Source organism: Rugamonas apoptosis (assembly GCF_014042355.1).
GTDB lineage: Bacteria > Pseudomonadota > Gammaproteobacteria > Burkholderiales > Burkholderiaceae_D > Rugamonas > Rugamonas apoptosis.
In genome coordinates, this window is record NZ_JACEZU010000003.1 from 297,129 (window position 1) to 312,072 (window position 14,944).

Genomic DNA, 14,944 nt, shown 5'->3' on the forward strand with positions numbered 1-14,944 from the left:
TCTGGGTCTGGATAAGGGTAGGCAGGTGGTGCAAGAAGAGCAGGGATTTGTGTTGACCCGGCACTGGCGCGATACGGCGGCCGGTACCGAGGTGGAATTTTGGCTGGCCACCGACCAGGGTCCGCGCCAGTTGCGCCTGCCCGTGCAGCGGGCGGTGGCGTTCGTGCCGGCCGAGCAGCGCGCGCAGGCCGAATTGCTGCTGCAGGCTGAACGCGGCTGCGAACTGCGCGAATTAGCCCTGAACGATTTCCACAGCCGTCCGGTGCTGGGCCTGTACTGCCGCCAGTACCGGCAACTGCTTAAGGTGGAAAAGCGCTTGCGCGCGCACGGCGTGGACGTGTACGAGGCCGATATCCGGCCGCCGGAACGCTACCTGATGGAGCGCTTCATCACGGCGCCCGTCGCCTTCAGCGGCCAGCCCGGTCCCGCCGATGCCGGCGCCGGGCCGCTGCTTGACTGTATATTGAAACCGGTGCCCGGCTACCGTCCCACATTACGGTTGGTGTCGCTCGATATCGAAACGACGGCGCGCGGCGACCTGTATTCCATCGCGCTGGAAGGCTGTGGCCAGCGCCAGGTCTACATGCTGGGGCCACCGAACGGAGACGCAGCCGCGGTCGATTTCGCATTGGAATACTGCGACAGCCGCGCCCAGATGCTGGAACGCCTGAACACCTGGCTGGCCGTGCACGACCCGGACGCCATCATCGGCTGGAACCTGGTGCAGTTCGACTTGCGCGTGCTGCGCGAGCACGCGGAGCGCTTGCAGGTGCCGCTGCTGTTCGGGCGCGACGGCAGTGCCATGGAGTGGCGTGAACATGGCGGCGGCCAGCAGCACTATTTCGCGGCGGCGGCTGGCCGCCTCATCATCGACGGCATCGAGGCGCTCAAGTCGGCCACCTGGAGTTTCCCGTCCTTCAGCCTGGAATACGTGGCGCAAACGCTGCTGGGCGAAGGCAAGGATATCGACAATCCTTACCAGCGCATGGCAGAAATCGAGCGCCGCTTCGCCGAGGACAAGCCGGCCCTGGCCCGCTACAACCTGCACGACTGCGAACTGGTCACGCGCATCTTCGCCCACACCGAGCTGCTCACCTTCCTGCTGGAGCGGGCCAGCGTGACGGGGCTGGCGGCCGACCGCAGCGGCGGTTCCGTGGCCGCCTTCGAGCACCTGTACCTGCCCATGATGCACCGCCAGGGCTACGTGGCGCCCAACCTGGGCGACGTGGTGGGCGAGAACAGCCCCGGTGGTTTCGTCATGGATTCCCAGTCCGGCCTGTACGACTCGGTGCTGGTGCTCGACTACAAAAGCCTGTATCCCTCCATCATCCGCACTTTCCTGATCGATCCGGTGGGACTGGTGGAGGGCATGCGCGCGCCGGCAGACGCGGACACCGTGCCCGGCTTTCGCGGCGCCCGCTTCGCGCGCGAACGGCACTGCCTGCCGGCCATCGTCAGCCAGATCTGGCAGGGCAGGGAGGCCGCCAAGCGCGAGCACAATAAGCCCTTGTCGCAGGCGCTCAAGATCATCATGAACGCCTTCTACGGCGTGCTCGGTTCCAGCGGCTGCCGCTTCTTCGATCCGCGCCTGGCCTCGTCGATCACCTTGCGGGGCCACGAGATCATGCACCGCACCCGCCAGCTGATTGAGGCGCAGGGCTACCAGGTCATCTACGGCGACACGGATTCCACCTTCGTCTGGCTGGGCAAGGCCCACGACGACGCGCGCGCGGGCGAGATCGGGCGCGCCCTCGTCAGCCACGTCAACCAGTGGTGGAGCGCCCACTTGCGGGAGCAGTTCGGCCTGGACAGCGCGCTGGAGCTGCAGTTCGAAACCCATTACCGGCGCTTCCTCATGCCCACCATCCGCGGCTCCGACCTGGGCAGCAAGAAACGCTACGCCGGCCTGGTGACGGACGCCGGCGGCGACGACAAGATGGTCTACAAGGGCCTGGAGACGGTGCGCACGGACTGGACCCCGCTGGCGCAGCAATTCCAGCAGGGACTGTACGAGCGCATCTTCAAGGGCCAGCCTTACCGCGACTACGTGCGCGATTACGCGCGCCGCACCGCCAGCGGCGAATACGACCACCTGCTGGTGTATCGCAAGCGTTTGCGCCGCCCGCTGGAGGACTACCAGCGCAACGTGCCGCCCCACGTGCGCGCGGCCCGCAGCGCCGACGATTACAACCGCCGGCACGGCCGCCCGCTGCAATACCAGCGCGGCGGCTGGATCCGTTACGTGATGACGGTGGCCGGCCCGGAACCGCTGGAGGCGCGGCGCGCGGCCATCGATTACGAGCATTATCTGACGCGCCAGTTGCAGCCGGTGGCCGACGCCATCCTGCCTTTCCTCGACGACGATTTCAGCGCCCTGACCAGCCGCCAGCAAACCCTGTTCTGAGGCGGCGCGGTTGACGCGGCGCCGGCCGGCGCGGATACTGCCGGACATCGGCGCCCGCCGGGGCGCGCCACGCCAACCCGCCAGCAGGAGAACACCATGCCATCACCGATACGCCGCATCGCCATCAACACCGGCGGTGGCGACGCGCCCGGCCTGAACGCCGTGATCCGCGCCACCGTGCTGGCGGCGCTGGAGCGGGGCTGGGAATGCTACGGCATCCGCGACGGCTACAACGGCATCCTGTGCCCGGAACGCTATCGCGACGGCGGCGTGCTGCGCCTGACGGCCGAGCACGTGCGCGGCATCGCCCACCTGGGCGGCACCATGCTGGGCACCACCAACCGCGGCAATCCGCTCAGCTTCCCCACCACCCAGGCCGATGGCAGCGTGCGCGACGTGGACCGCAGCGACGAGTTGCTGGCCTGGTTCGCGCGCGAGGGCATCGACGCGTTGGTGGCCGTGGGCGGCGACGGTTCGCTCACCATCGCCGACGCGCTGGCGCGCAAGGGCTTGCGCGTGGTGGGCGTGCCCAAGACCATCGACAACGATCTGGACCAGACCACCACCACCTTCGGCTTCGACACCGCCGTCGCCTTCGCCACGGAATGCGTGGACCGGCTGCACAGCACGGCCGAGAGCCACCAGCGCGTGATGGTGGTGGAGGTGATGGGGCGTTACGCCGGCTGGATCGCGCTGCACACCGGCATCGCCGGCGGCGCGCACGCCATCCTGCTGCCCGAGATTCCGTACGACCTGGAGAAGGTGGCGGCCGCCATCACGGCCCGCGAACAGGCTGGCCACAGTTACTCGATCGTGGTGGTGGCCGAGGGCGCGCTGGCGGCCGGCGGCGCGCGCGACGTGCTGGCGCCGGCCGCCGGCGGCCATGTGGAACGGCTGGGCGGGGCCGGCGAGCACGTGGCGCGCGAACTGGCGGCGCGCACCGGCAAGGACGCGCGGGCCGTGGTGCTGGGGCATCTGCTGCGCGGCGGCAGTCCCAGCGCGTTCGACCGGCTGGCGGCGCTGCGCTTCGGCGCGGCGGCCGTGCGGGCGCTGGACGCGGGGCAGTCCGGCGTGATGGTGTCGCTGGCTTATCCCAACATGCAATACGTGCCGCTGGCGCAGGTGGCCGGCCGCATGAAGAACGTGGCGCTCGACGGCGACACGGTGCGCACCGCGCGCGACCTGGGCATCTGCCTGGGCGATTAAGGGGCGTATCGGGGATCAGGGCTGGTTCGTATGCGAAAATGCGATAGTTTGCTTCCTCGATCCTATCCCCATCACCGATGACGCCTCCGGATTCCCCTCATTTTTACCAGCCCGCACTGGGCCACGGCCTGCCGCACGACCCCTTCAACGCCATCGTGGGCCCCCGTCCGATCGGCTGGATCGCCAGCCAGAGCGCCAGCGGCCAGCGCAACCTGGCGCCTTACAGCTTTTTCAACGCCTTCAACTACACGCCGCCCATCATCGGTTTCGCCAGCATCGGGCGCAAGGACACGTTGCGCAATATTGAGCAGACGGGCGAATTCGTGTGGAACCTGGCCACGCGGCCCCTGGCCGAGGCCATGAACGCCAGTTGCGCGCCGGCGCCGGCGGAAGTGGACGAATTCGGACTGGCGGGCCTGACGCCGGCCCCGTCGCGGCTGGTGCAAGTGCCGCGCGTGGCGCAAAGCCCGGTGGCGTTCGAGTGCCGCAAGACGCAGATCATCCAGCTGCAAGGGGCCGATGGCGGCGCCGTGCCAACCTGGCTGGTACTGGGGGAGGTGGTGGGCGTGCATATCGCGCGCCACCTGCTGGTCGATGGCGTCTACGATACGGCCGCGGCGCGGCCTATCCTGCGTGGCGGTGGTCCCGCCGATTACTTTGAAATTGGCGCCGATGCGTTGTTCCGCATGGCGCGTCCGGCCTGGCCTTGAAGCATCAAGGCACTCAGGCCTTGAGCGGTAGGGGCGCCGCGAGACGGCGCCCCGGGCGCGATCAGTAGGTGTAGAAGATGCGCTGGATTTCCTTGCTGTCGGTGGTGCGCGTCAGGGCCAGCATCAGCAGGATGCGTGCCTTCTGCGGGTTCAGCGTGTCGGACACCACGAAGTCCAGTTCATCGTCGTTGGCTTCGCCGTTGCGGGCCACGATGCCCTGGCCTACGCGGCTGGAGCGCACGATCAGCACGCCCTGCTTGCGGGCCGCCACCAGGGATGGCTTGACCTTGTTGGCCAGGCTGCCGTCGCCCACGCCGGCGTGGACGATGCCCTTGGCGCCGCCGGCCACGAAGGCGTTCAGCGCGGCAGGACCCATGTTGGCGTAGCCGTAGACGATGTCCACTTGCGGGAGGCTTTGCAGTTGGCTGATGTCAAATTCCGTATCGGCCGTGTGCTTGCGCATGGCGCGGTGGTAGAAGTAGGGATGGTTGCCCTGGATGTAGCCCAGCATGCCCAGTTCCGTGGTCTTGAAGGTGTCCAGCGTCGAGGTGTTGGTCTTGCTGACGTCGCGCGCGGCCTGGATCTGGTCATTCAAGGCCACCAGTACGCCCTGGCCTACGGCTTCACGGCTGGCTGCCAGCAGCACGGCGTTGTACAGGTTGATGGGGCCGTCGGCCGACAGGGCCGTGCTGGGACGCATGGCGCCCACCACTACCACCGGCTTGCGGCTCTTGACCACCAGGTCGAGGAAGTAGGCCGTCTCTTCCAGGGTGTCGGTGCCGTGGGTGATGACGATGCCGTCCACATCCGAGCGTGCCAGCAGTTCGTTGACGCGCTTGCCCAGCGTGAGCCAGTGCTCGTTGCTCATGTTCTCGCTGGCGATCTGGAATACCTGTTCGCCCGTCACGTGGGCCACCTTGGCCAGTTCCGGTACCGCCTGGATCAGGCTGTTCACGCCCACGGTGGCGGCCGTATAGCCGATGGTGGTGGTGCTGCTGCTGCCCGAGCCGGCGATGGTGCCGCCGGTGGCGAGGATGGTGACGTTGGCCAGCTTGGGCGCGGCGGTGTCAGCCTGGGCGTTGCCGGCCAGCAGGACGACAAAGGCGAAGATGGCGGTAATAAAGGGGGCAGGTTTGCGATACAGCATTCGATCTCCAATTTGTAGTAGATGGTAACAAATTCACATTCTGGGAAGCGATTTCGTTCATGTCAACAACGCGCGTCGCTGGCGCGTTATGGACAGGCCGGGGAAACGCCACCGTATGTTTTTTGCTATCGGCCGGTGGCATGGCGCCCCGGACCGGTTGTCTAGTTAGCAAACGGCGTGCCCGTTATGGGCTGAATGACAACTCCCTGTAATTAAACGGTTTTATCGGGTCGCTGGTGGCCAGTGTCGCACAGATAGTCCAATTTGTTGGATGTGGCCGCGCGTGCGCGTCTGAATAATTGGATGGGTGAGGTGTGGTGCTTGTGTATTCAATCAGGATTACAATTTGATAATTAATTCATGCAAGCGACGCGGTTTTGACCGATAATGGCTAAAAGCAACACATCAGGATGGAAGATTATGAACAAGCTATCGGCCCTGTGGCTGGCCGTGCTCGTGTGTGCGACCCTGGCCGCTTGCGGCAAGTCTGAAGCGCAACGTCAGCGGGAATCGGCGGCGACGCTGACCAGTCTGGGCGAGAAATATGTAAAGGAAAAGATACTGGAGCCTTCGTCGGCCCAGTTCCGCAACCAGTTCATCGGCAAGAAAGGCGCGCCCTGTGGCGAAGTGAATGCCAAGGATGCGTTTGGCGCTTATATCGGTTTCCAGCGCTATATCTCCGTCGCGCGCGACCTGACCTTGCTGGCCCAGGATGTGGCGCCGGCTGAATTCGAGGCGTCCTGGGTACAGTTGTGCCGCTGAGGCGGCGCCGTGCCAATTCATCAAAATAGAAAGGCGCCAAGCCCGATTTATCGACAATCGCGATAAATGGGCGTGGCGCCTGATGCCGCTGGCGGCGCTTACGCTTGTTTCTTGCGGCGCGCGACGAAGGCCAGCAGGCCCAGGCCGGCGGCCAGCATGGCGTAGCTTTCCGGTTCCGGCACGGGTGGCGGGGTGGCGCTGTCAACGCCGCTCAGGTGCACGCTCCAATTCGGGCCCATGCCAACGTGGTTGGCCGGTTGGTCCCAGCTGGCCAATGGGATGGCGGCCTGGCTGTCATAGCGGAAACCGTCGTTCAGATGGGTGCCGTTGGCGAAGTTGTTGAAGGTCGCGATGGTGAACAGGTAATTGCCGGCCGACAGATTGGCGAAGCGCAGGCCGGAGTCGTAGTAGGTCTGGCCCAATGCGATGGTGCTGTCGTCGTCGTTCTCGCCGACGATCACGCCGTTTTTCCAGACCGCCGTGATCGGGTCGAAATTGCCGCCGCTGTGGAACGAGTCGGTCCACACGCGCACGTCGGTGGCGTCCTGCAGCAGCGTGAACGGAATCTTGATCACATCTTTCTGGTACTGGATGGTGCCGCTGAAGCTGAAGTCGGCGGCGTGGCTGGGGGCTGCGGCCACGGCGGCCAGCAGGGCGCTGCCCAGCAGAATCTTAAATTTCCTCATGTCATATCCCTAAAATTAATTTTAAAACAATGTCAAAATGACAGCGCATTATGGCAAAAAATGACGATATTGTCATGCCTTTTTGATATTGTTTTATATGGGTCGTGGGATAGGGCGGGACTTCAGGCGCCGCGCCGCGCCTCCGTGTGGCGGTTGCTGCGGCGGAAAGCCGTTGGCGCGCCGGGCGGCCGGGCATAGGCCTCCATGGCGCGCTCATAGCCGTATTGCCATTGGTCGTTCATATGCTGGACGAAGGTCGCGTAGTCGCGCGGCATGACGAGGCGAATGCGGTTGCGGCGCCAATCGAGTTTTTTCTGCATCTGCTGGCGCGCCAGCACCCGCGACACGTCCGAGGCGTCGATGCGCACGTCGGCCGGATGGCTGTTGGCGTAGCGCAGCCGCTCGTTGCCGTCCAGGCCCAGCACGGCGCGCCAGGCGGGAATGGCGAACGCCTGGTCGAACGCTTCCTTGTATTCGATGGTCACATGGCCGGCCAGGCGGCGCGCGAGTTCGATCGGGAACAGGTCCAGCACGCCGCCGATGTAGTGGTGCCCGCCGTGCTGCTGGCAGCGGAAATAGACCATGTCGGCGATCGACAGCCGGGCCGCCTCCGTCAACGGCACCGTGCTGTCCGTTTGCAGCGTGTCGGCCACGGCATGTTCGCCCCAGCGCGGGTCGCTCAGGGGCGAGGCCATGCCGGCCAGCAGGGCCGCCGCGCGCGGGCCGCAGAACACGGTTTCGGCGAACAGCTTGCGCTGGCCGCGCGGCTGGCCCACGTCCTCGGGGCCGAACAACAGGCGCCCGCCGATGATGGCCACGTCCACCTCGGGCGTGCCGGTGACGGGCGGGAAGGGTAGCGCGGGCGGGATTTCGAACAGGTAATCACGGAACAGGTCGGGAATGACGGGCGCCCGGGCCGGCGACAGCTTGCGCCTGGCCGCGTCCAGCAGCGTGCCCACCATGCCCGCGTGCTGGGCCGACCTGAGCTCGCACCAGAAACGGTACATGGCGCGCGAGGTGAGCCAGGCGCGCCGGGCGGTGTCGTCCGGCAACTGGTGAATGATGGTGGCGGCGATCGAGCCGCCGCAACTGGCCAGCAGCAGGTCGGGTGCGCGGCCGGCCTGGCGCGCGGCCGCGTACATGCCCAGGTAGATACCGAAACGGAAACCGCCGCCGGCCATCACCATGCAGCGCTGATAGGGAGTCGCTTGCGTCATGGGAGCACCATATCATATCGTCCAGGCGCAATGATTTTTTTATATTGTCGATAAAGTTGTAACATTTCTTCTCGCCAACAAAGTGCTGTGCTAGGATTGCGTTTTTACCAATGTTCGTCCTGGTATTGTGCGGGTAGTGGAGGGCCACTAAAGCGGGCTTGAACCTACATCATGTCAAGGCGGCGCGGCGGGCGGCGGGCTAGAATGTCCGTTGTCGCCGCACGCCTTGCGGCCCTCGTCCGCATTGGAACCGGTTCATGTACTACGGAGAACGCTTCAACAGCATCACCCACAGCGTGGGCACCGCGCTGGCCGTGATCGGCGGCACGCTGCTGATCGTCATGGCGGTGCGCGGCGGCGATCCCTGGAAGGTGGTCAGCTTCAGCGTGTATGCGGCCTCGCTGGTGACGCTGTACCTGGCTTCGACCCTGTACCACAGTGTACGCGGTCCGGCCAAGCAATGGCTGCGCCGGCTCGACCACTGCGCCATCTACCTGCTGATCGCGGGCAGCTACACGCCGTTCACGCTGGTGAGTTTGCGCGGGCCGTGGGGCTGGTGGTTGTTCGGCGCCGTGTGGGCGCTGGCCGCGATCGGCATCGTGCAGGAGCTGTGGTTCGCGCGCGGGGCGCGGGTGCTGTCGCTGGTGATCTACGTGCTGATGGGCTGGCTGAGCGTGCTCGGCGTGCGGCCGCTGATTGCCGCGCTGGGCTGGCACGGTTTCCTGTGGCTGGCCGCCGGCGGCCTGCTGTACACGGGCGGCATTGGATTTTATGCCACCGACCACAAGCTGCGCCATGGGCACGGCGTCTGGCACCTGTTCGTGCTGGGCGGCAGCATCTGTCACTTCGGCGCGGTGCTGCTGTATGTAGCGTGACGGCGGTTTGTTTTACGAATTTACCACGCGGGACTATTTTGGATATCCATTCCGACGATTTGAAAACCTTCGTCGCCGTGATCGACAGCGGCACCCTGAGCGCCGCCTCGGTTCACCTGGGGCAGACCACCTCCGGCGTCAGCCGCGCGCTGTCGCGCCTCGAAGATAAACTGGCCACCTCGCTGCTCACGCGCACCACGCGCCGCATGGAGCTGACGGAGGAGGGCGAGCTGTTCCTGAACCGGGCGCGCCACATCCTGGCCGCCATGGAGGAGGCGGAGGAGGCGATCCGCATCCGCCAGCAAAAGCCGGCCGGGCGCCTGTGCGTGGACGCCGCTTCGCCGTTCATGCTCCATTGCGTGGTGCCGCACGTGGCCGAATTTCGCGCCATGTACCCGGAGATCCGGCTGCAATTGAGCAGCAACGACCAGATCGAGGACGTGATCGAGCAGCGCACCGACATCGCCATTCGCGTCGGCGCCGTGACCGATTCTACGCTGCACGCCCATGCGCTCGGTTCCAGTCCGCTGCACCTGCTGGCCAGCCCGGCCTACCTGAACGCGCATGGCATTCCGTCCACGCCCGAGGAACTGGCCCGCCACGTGCTGCTGGGCTATGCGCATGACGAGGCCGGCAACCATTGGCCGCTGCGCCACGCTGGCGGTAACAGCCTGGCCATCACGCCCACCATGACGGCCACCAGCGGCGAGACGCTGCGCCAGCTGGCGCTGGCCGGCCAGGGCATCGCCTGCCTGGCCGAGTTCATGACCCGCGCCGACATCGAGGCCGGGCGCCTGGTCAAGGTGCTGGTGGGCAGCAGCACGGGGAGCCGCCAGCAGATCCACGCCGTCTACTACCGCAACACCCGGTTGTCGCAGCGCATACGCTGCTTCCTCGACTTCCTGCAGCAAAAACTGTGATGGCCGCGTGCGCTGTGGCGTATGTGCGTGAGCGTACAGTGTGCGGGCGGGGCGCGGGCATATGATGGATTTGCCTGATGGGGCCATGTCCGAACAAGACCAGGCACCACCGGCGGGTAGGCCGGGCGCCCCGAGTTCCCGGCACCAACAGCAATGCTAGCTATGCGAGGGCATCATGGTCCATTCCAACCATCCATCCAAATACCTCGTACGGGCCTATCTGGAGCGCCGCTCCCATGACGTCAAGCCACCGCCTTCGCCGGACGAAATCCGGCGCCAGCTTGGCTGGGGGCTGCTCCTGTGCGGCTGGCCATACGGGAGCGCCGCCCGCTCCTAGGCGTGACGCATACCACTCCTGGCGCTGCATGTTCGCAGCGCATCCACGGCGCACTCAGTGCGCCGCCCATGCTTTCCTCCCCCCTTCGATGTGCCACCAGCCAGGCAGCAGGGCCTGGATTTCCGGCCGGCCGAAGCGGTCGTCGATCAGGAATACGGTGCCCTGGTCGGTCTGGGTGCGGATCACACGTCCGGCCGCCTGCACCACTTTCTGGATGCCGGGGTAAAGATAGGTGTAGTCGTAGCCGGCACCGAAAATGGTTTGCATGCGCGCGCGTATCTGCTCGTTGACGGGATTGATCTGCGGCAGGCCCAGGGTGGCGATGAAGGCGCCGATCAGGCGCGCGCCCGGCAAGTCCACCCCTTCGCCGAACGCGCCGCCCAGCACGGCGAAACCGATGCCCACGCTGTCGGGCGTGAAGCGCGCCAGGAACTGCGCCCGTTCCGCTTCGTCCATGCGGCGCGCCTGGCGCCATTGCGGCACCTCCGGACAGCGTTGCGCGAACAGCGTGGCCGCCTGCTCCATGTAGTCGAAGCTGCTGAAAAAGGCCAGGTAGTTGCCGGGCTGGCGCCGGTATTGTGCCTCCATCAGTGCCGCGATGGGGGCCAGCGACTGGTGCCGGTGCTGGTAGCGGGTGGAGATGTGGCCGGCCACCTGCACCGACAACTGCTCGGCCGCGAACGGTGATTCCACGTCCACCCAGGCCGTGTTGGCGGGCATCCCCAGCATGTCGCTGAAATAGTTCCAGGGGCTGAGCGTGGCCGAAAACAGGGCCACGGTGTGGGCCGCCTCGAAGCGCGGCTTGAGGAAGGGCGCCGGGACGATGTTGCGGATGCAGAGCTGGGAATTGCTGTGGCTCGCGTTGCGGCCGGCAGGGCCGCTTTGGTCGATGTCGAACAGCGAATGGTCGCCGAAGCTGTCGGCCAGCCGCGTGAATTGCAGCAGGTCGAAGTAGAACGCCTGCAGCTCCGGGTCCACCTGGCCGGGGTGCTCGGCCATGTAGTCGGTGATGGCGCCGGCCGCGCCTTGCAGGGCCGCCATGAATTTGTCGGGCAGGGCGGGATAGGCCTGGTAGCCGGCCTGCTGCTCCTTCTCCAGCGCGTTCCACTGGCGGTGCACGCGGTCCAGCGGCTTTTTCAGTTGCTCCGGTGCGAACTTGCGCAGGATACGCAGGGACGCGTGTTCCAGTTCGGCCGAATACATGGACCGGGCACGCGACACCATGTTGTGCGCCTCGTCCACCAGCACGTTGACCTTCCAGTCGTGCATTTGCGCGAGCCCGTGCAGCATGGCGCCGGCGTCGAAATAGTAGTTGTAGTCGCCCACGACCAGGTCGGCCCAGCGCGCCATTTCCGTGCCCAGGTAGTAGGGGCAGACCTGATGCGCCAGTCCCACTTCGCGCAGCGCGGCCCGGTCCAGCGTGGCCGCTTGCAGTGCGGCGGCGCGGGCGGCGGGCAGGCGGTCGTAGAAGCCGCGCGCCAGCGGACATGATTCGCCATGGCAGGCCAGCTCCGGATGCTCGCAGGCCGTATTGCGGGCCGCCAGTTCCAGCGTGCGCAATGGCAGCAAAGGCGCCGCGCGCCGCAGCACGGCCGCCGCGTCCAGCGCCATCTGGCGGCCCGGCGTTTTGGCGGCCAGGAAGAACACCTTGTCCAAGCCATGTTCGGCGCTCGCCTTGAGCATGGGGAACAGGCTGCCCACGGTCTTGCCGATACCGGTGGGTGCTTGCGCCAGCAGGCAGCAGGCGCGGTTGCTGGCCTTGTACATGGCTTCGGCCAGTTGCCGCTGGCCGGGGCGGAAGGTGGCGTGGGGGAAGGGCATGGCCTTGAGCTGGGCGTCGCGCGCGGCGCGGTGCGCCAGTTCCTGCCGCGCCCATTGCAGGAACAGGCCGCACTGTTGCTCGAAAAATTCCTGCAATGCGTCGGCCGTGTGCTCCTCGTGCAGCACGGTTTCCTTCTGGCTGGCGATGTCGAAATAGACCAGCGCCAGGCGCACCCGCTCCATCTCCCGTTCGCGGCACAGCAGGTGGCCGTAGATTTTCAGCTGGGCCCAGTGCAGTTGGCGGTGGTTGTCCGGCATGCGCGCCAGGTCGCCGCGGTAGGTTTTTACTTCCTCCAGCTGGCGGCGGGCCGGGTCGTAGCCGTCGGCCCGGCCGCGCACGTGCAGCGGGCCGTAGTCGCCCGCCAGCGGCAGCTCGCGCTGGTAATCATCGTCGCGGCGCGCGGCCACCACGGCGTGGCCGGCGATGCCTTCCTGCGCCGTGGGCGCAGGCGTGAAGCGCAGGTCGAGGTCGCCCACCTTGGCCGTGAACTCGCACAGCGCGCGCACGGCCACCGTGTAGCGCTGCTCGCCCGGTTCGTCCGTCATGCTGATGGTGCCCATTGCAGGTAGCACACGGCCACCGGCATGTCGTGCGCGGCGCAGTAATCGATCCATCGCTGCTGGCTGTCCTGCAGGCGGTCGCCGGGGCCTTTGACTTCGATCATCGCGTAGCGCCGTTCGGCCGGCCAGAACTGGATCAGGTCGGGGAAACCGCTGCGGTTGGCCTTGACGTCCTGCAGGATGCGTTCGAACGCATGCCGCAGATGGTGGGGCGGAATGCAGTCCAGCGCCAGTGCCAGCAACTGTTCGTCCAGTACTTCCCAAAACACGAAGGGCGACTGGATGCCCTGCTTGGCAGTGAAATTGCGCATGATGGAGGCGCGGTAGCTGTCATCGTCGAGCTGCGCCAGGCAGGCTGCGAACTGGGGTGCGCGGCGGCGCTGGAAGTCGGCGCTGTGCAGGTCGGCCGGCCCACGGTGGAAGGGGTGGAAGAAGGCGCCGGGGATGGCGCTGAACACGGCGTCCCAGCACAGCAGGCCGAACAGGGAGTTGATCAGCCCGTTTTCCACGTAGTAGACGGGGGCGTCGTCGCGGGTGAGGTAATCGCGCACCACCAGTTCCACGTAGCTCGCTTGCTCCGGCGGCGGCAGGCTCAAATCGATGCGCTCAGCCTGCGCGGGTGCGGCGCCGGCCGGCTTGGCGTGGCCCAGGCTGCGCGCCAGGCGCGGCGCCATGCGCAGCAGTTGCAGGCGTTCGGCCTCGCTTTCCGGCTGCGCCCACGCCGTTTGCAGCAGCGCGTAGGCCGCCGCGTGGCGCGCATCTTTTTCCAGCACGCGGATGGCGCGGGCGCGGGCGCCGGGGTAGGCGCAGTCGGCGTACAGCGCGTGGGCGGCGGCCCAGTCCCGCTGCTTTTCCAGCTGCTGGGCGAATTGGAACACGAGCCGGTCGCGCCGGCTGCGCAGCCATTCATTGTCCGGCGCGCACGGCGGCAGGTCGGCCAGCACGGCCGCGATCTCCTCGCCAGCCTGGAAGCGTTCGCGGCACTGGTGCAGTTGCAAATAGTTGTCGATGTCGTGGCGGGTGCGGAAACCGCGCGCGGCCGGCGAGAACGCCACTTTTTCGTACTGGTAGATGCCCAGGTCCGACAGCACGAACTCGGTCCAGTCCTGGTGGTAGTTACCGAAGAAGATCAGGCGCAAGCGGTCGCACAGCGGCTGGGTGACGATGTGGTAGACCTGGTCGCCCGCGTCCGGATACCAGGCCGAGAAGCGGTGGGCGCCTTCGTGGCGCGGGCGCAGCGCTTCCAGTTGCTCCGCCTTGCGCAGGGTCTTTTCCTGCGCCGACAGCGGGAACAGACGGCCGATTTCCGGCTTTTGCAGCAGCTCGAATAGTTGGTCCAGCGTGAGCACGGGGTCGGCCGTGATCCAGCCCTGGTCGGCCAGCGGCGCGGCGGCGGCCATGCTGTTGCCGATCTCGGCGTAGCTCAGCTTGCTGGCGCGGAACAGTTCGCCCTTGCGCATCACCATGCGCACGAACAGGGCGCGGGCGGTCTGGGGCAGGGTGGGGAAGGCCTGCAGGAAGGCCCGTTCGTCGGCCGTCAGCAGGTCGTCGTAGCGTTCGCCTATCCAGGTCAGGACGAGCTGAAAGTTGTCCAGATAGTAAAACGGGTTTTCCAGGACTTTGATCATTGCGGCGGACGGACGGCGGGATAACTGTATTTATGTACAGTCTATCGCGTCCGGCGCCGCTTGCCCAGCACATTCGTGCCGGGCGGGGGAGACGTGCTTACTTCCTGGCGGCCTTGGCGGCCTTGGTGCTGCCCTGTTCCACGACGGCCGAGGCCTTGGCGATCTGGGTTTCGACCGCCGCCACGGCTTCCTTGGTGGCCTTGGTCACCTGCTCATAGCCGGCGAAGGCGTTGTCGATGGCCGTTTTGACGATCTGCACGGCGTTCTCCGAGCCGGGGCGCACGTTCTTGGTCACGTCGTAGATCAGCGCGCTCAGGTTGCTCTTCGCTTCGGCCATGTGGGCGTCGGCGGCGCGCGTGAATTCCTCGCGGATCTCGGCGATGATGTCGCCCAGTTGCTGGTTGTAGGCGGCCGCGCCGGCCATGCCTGGCTGCACGTGGGAGGCGGCCAGTTCCATGGCGGCCTTCGCATCCTGGGCCTGGCTGATGGCCTTGCCGGCGGCCAGGCTGTCTTCGACGTTCGATTTGGCGGTGGCCATGTTGAGCGCCACCACTTGCTCCACGCCCTGGACGGCCCGGTTGGTCAGGGTGCTGAAGGTTTCAAGCTGAAATTCGAACAGGGCTTTGGTGGCGTTGGCAAATTGTTCGGGATTCGTAAACATAGGTTCTCC

At 66.2% G+C, this 14,944-nt stretch carries 12 protein-coding genes; 6 read left to right on the forward strand and 6 right to left on the reverse strand.

Going from position 1 to position 14,944, the window contains the following annotated elements; genetic code table 11:
- Positions 1-25: 25 nt before the first annotated feature.
- The 3 genes from H3H39_RS07950 (at position 26) to H3H39_RS07960 (ending at position 4,320) form a co-directional block, all read left to right on the forward strand.
- Positions 26-2,404: a DNA polymerase II gene (locus H3H39_RS07950; RefSeq protein ID WP_311196875.1), complete on the forward strand. Its 2,379-nt coding sequence runs from the start codon at positions 26-28 to the stop codon at positions 2,402-2,404.
- A 96-nt stretch (positions 2,405-2,500) separates the two neighbouring features.
- The gene (locus H3H39_RS07955) at positions 2,501-3,610 is read left to right on the forward strand and encodes a 6-phosphofructokinase (protein ID WP_182152827.1); all 1,110 of its coding nucleotides are present in this window, start codon (positions 2,501-2,503) and stop codon (positions 3,608-3,610) included.
- Between the two features lie 77 nt (positions 3,611-3,687).
- The gene (locus H3H39_RS07960) at positions 3,688-4,320 is read left to right on the forward strand and encodes a flavin reductase family protein (RefSeq protein WP_182152828.1); all 633 of its coding nucleotides are present in this window, start codon (positions 3,688-3,690) and stop codon (positions 4,318-4,320) included.
- 61 nt (positions 4,321-4,381) lie between these two features.
- On the opposite strand, the gene H3H39_RS07965 is transcribed toward H3H39_RS07960, so the two are convergent.
- Positions 4,382-5,467, reverse strand: coding sequence for a type II asparaginase (locus H3H39_RS07965; RefSeq protein WP_182152829.1), 1,086 nt, complete (start codon positions 5,465-5,467; stop codon positions 4,382-4,384).
- Between the two features lie 420 nt (positions 5,468-5,887).
- On the opposite strand from H3H39_RS07965, the gene H3H39_RS07970 reads away from it, so the two are divergent.
- Positions 5,888-6,229: a hypothetical protein gene (locus H3H39_RS07970; protein WP_182152830.1), complete on the forward strand. Its 342-nt coding sequence runs from the start codon at positions 5,888-5,890 to the stop codon at positions 6,227-6,229.
- Between the two features lie 98 nt (positions 6,230-6,327).
- Here the strand turns inward: H3H39_RS07970 and H3H39_RS07975 are convergent, their stop codons facing one another.
- On the reverse strand, positions 6,328-6,915 hold the full coding sequence (locus H3H39_RS07975) for a DVUA0089 family protein (RefSeq protein ID WP_182152831.1): 588 nt from the start codon (positions 6,913-6,915) through the stop codon (positions 6,328-6,330).
- Between the two features lie 122 nt (positions 6,916-7,037).
- Positions 7,038-8,132: a patatin-like phospholipase family protein gene (locus tag H3H39_RS07980; protein WP_229217924.1), complete on the reverse strand. Its 1,095-nt coding sequence runs from the start codon at positions 8,130-8,132 to the stop codon at positions 7,038-7,040.
- Positions 8,133-8,389: 257 nt separating this feature from the next.
- Between H3H39_RS07980 and trhA the strand changes: the two genes are divergently transcribed.
- Together trhA and H3H39_RS07990 are read left to right on the forward strand one after the other, a co-directional pair.
- Positions 8,390-9,007 (forward strand): PAQR family membrane homeostasis protein TrhA, encoded by a 618-nt coding sequence (trhA, locus tag H3H39_RS07985; RefSeq protein WP_182152832.1) that lies wholly within the window; start codon positions 8,390-8,392, stop codon positions 9,005-9,007.
- A 38-nt stretch (positions 9,008-9,045) separates the two neighbouring features.
- The gene (locus H3H39_RS07990) at positions 9,046-9,927 is read left to right on the forward strand and encodes a LysR family transcriptional regulator (RefSeq protein WP_182152833.1); all 882 of its coding nucleotides are present in this window, start codon (positions 9,046-9,048) and stop codon (positions 9,925-9,927) included.
- A gap of 391 nt (positions 9,928-10,318) precedes the next feature.
- On the opposite strand, the gene H3H39_RS07995 is transcribed toward H3H39_RS07990, so the two are convergent.
- The 3 genes from H3H39_RS07995 to H3H39_RS08005 all read right to left on the reverse strand — a co-directional run bounded on the left by H3H39_RS07995 (position 10,319) and on the right by H3H39_RS08005 (position 14,935).
- Positions 10,319-12,631: a helicase C-terminal domain-containing protein gene (locus tag H3H39_RS07995; RefSeq protein WP_375540416.1), complete on the reverse strand. Its 2,313-nt coding sequence runs from the start codon at positions 12,629-12,631 to the stop codon at positions 10,319-10,321.
- Complete coding sequence (locus tag H3H39_RS08000; RefSeq protein ID WP_182152834.1) at positions 12,628-14,274, reverse strand: VRR-NUC domain-containing protein; 1,647 nt, start codon at positions 14,272-14,274, stop codon at positions 12,628-12,630. The genes H3H39_RS07995 and H3H39_RS08000 overlap by 4 nt, the downstream gene beginning before the upstream one ends.
- A 97-nt stretch (positions 14,275-14,371) precedes the next feature.
- Positions 14,372-14,935 (reverse strand): phasin family protein, encoded by a 564-nt coding sequence (locus H3H39_RS08005; RefSeq protein WP_182152835.1) that lies wholly within the window; start codon positions 14,933-14,935, stop codon positions 14,372-14,374.
- Positions 14,936-14,944 lie beyond the last annotated feature (9 nt).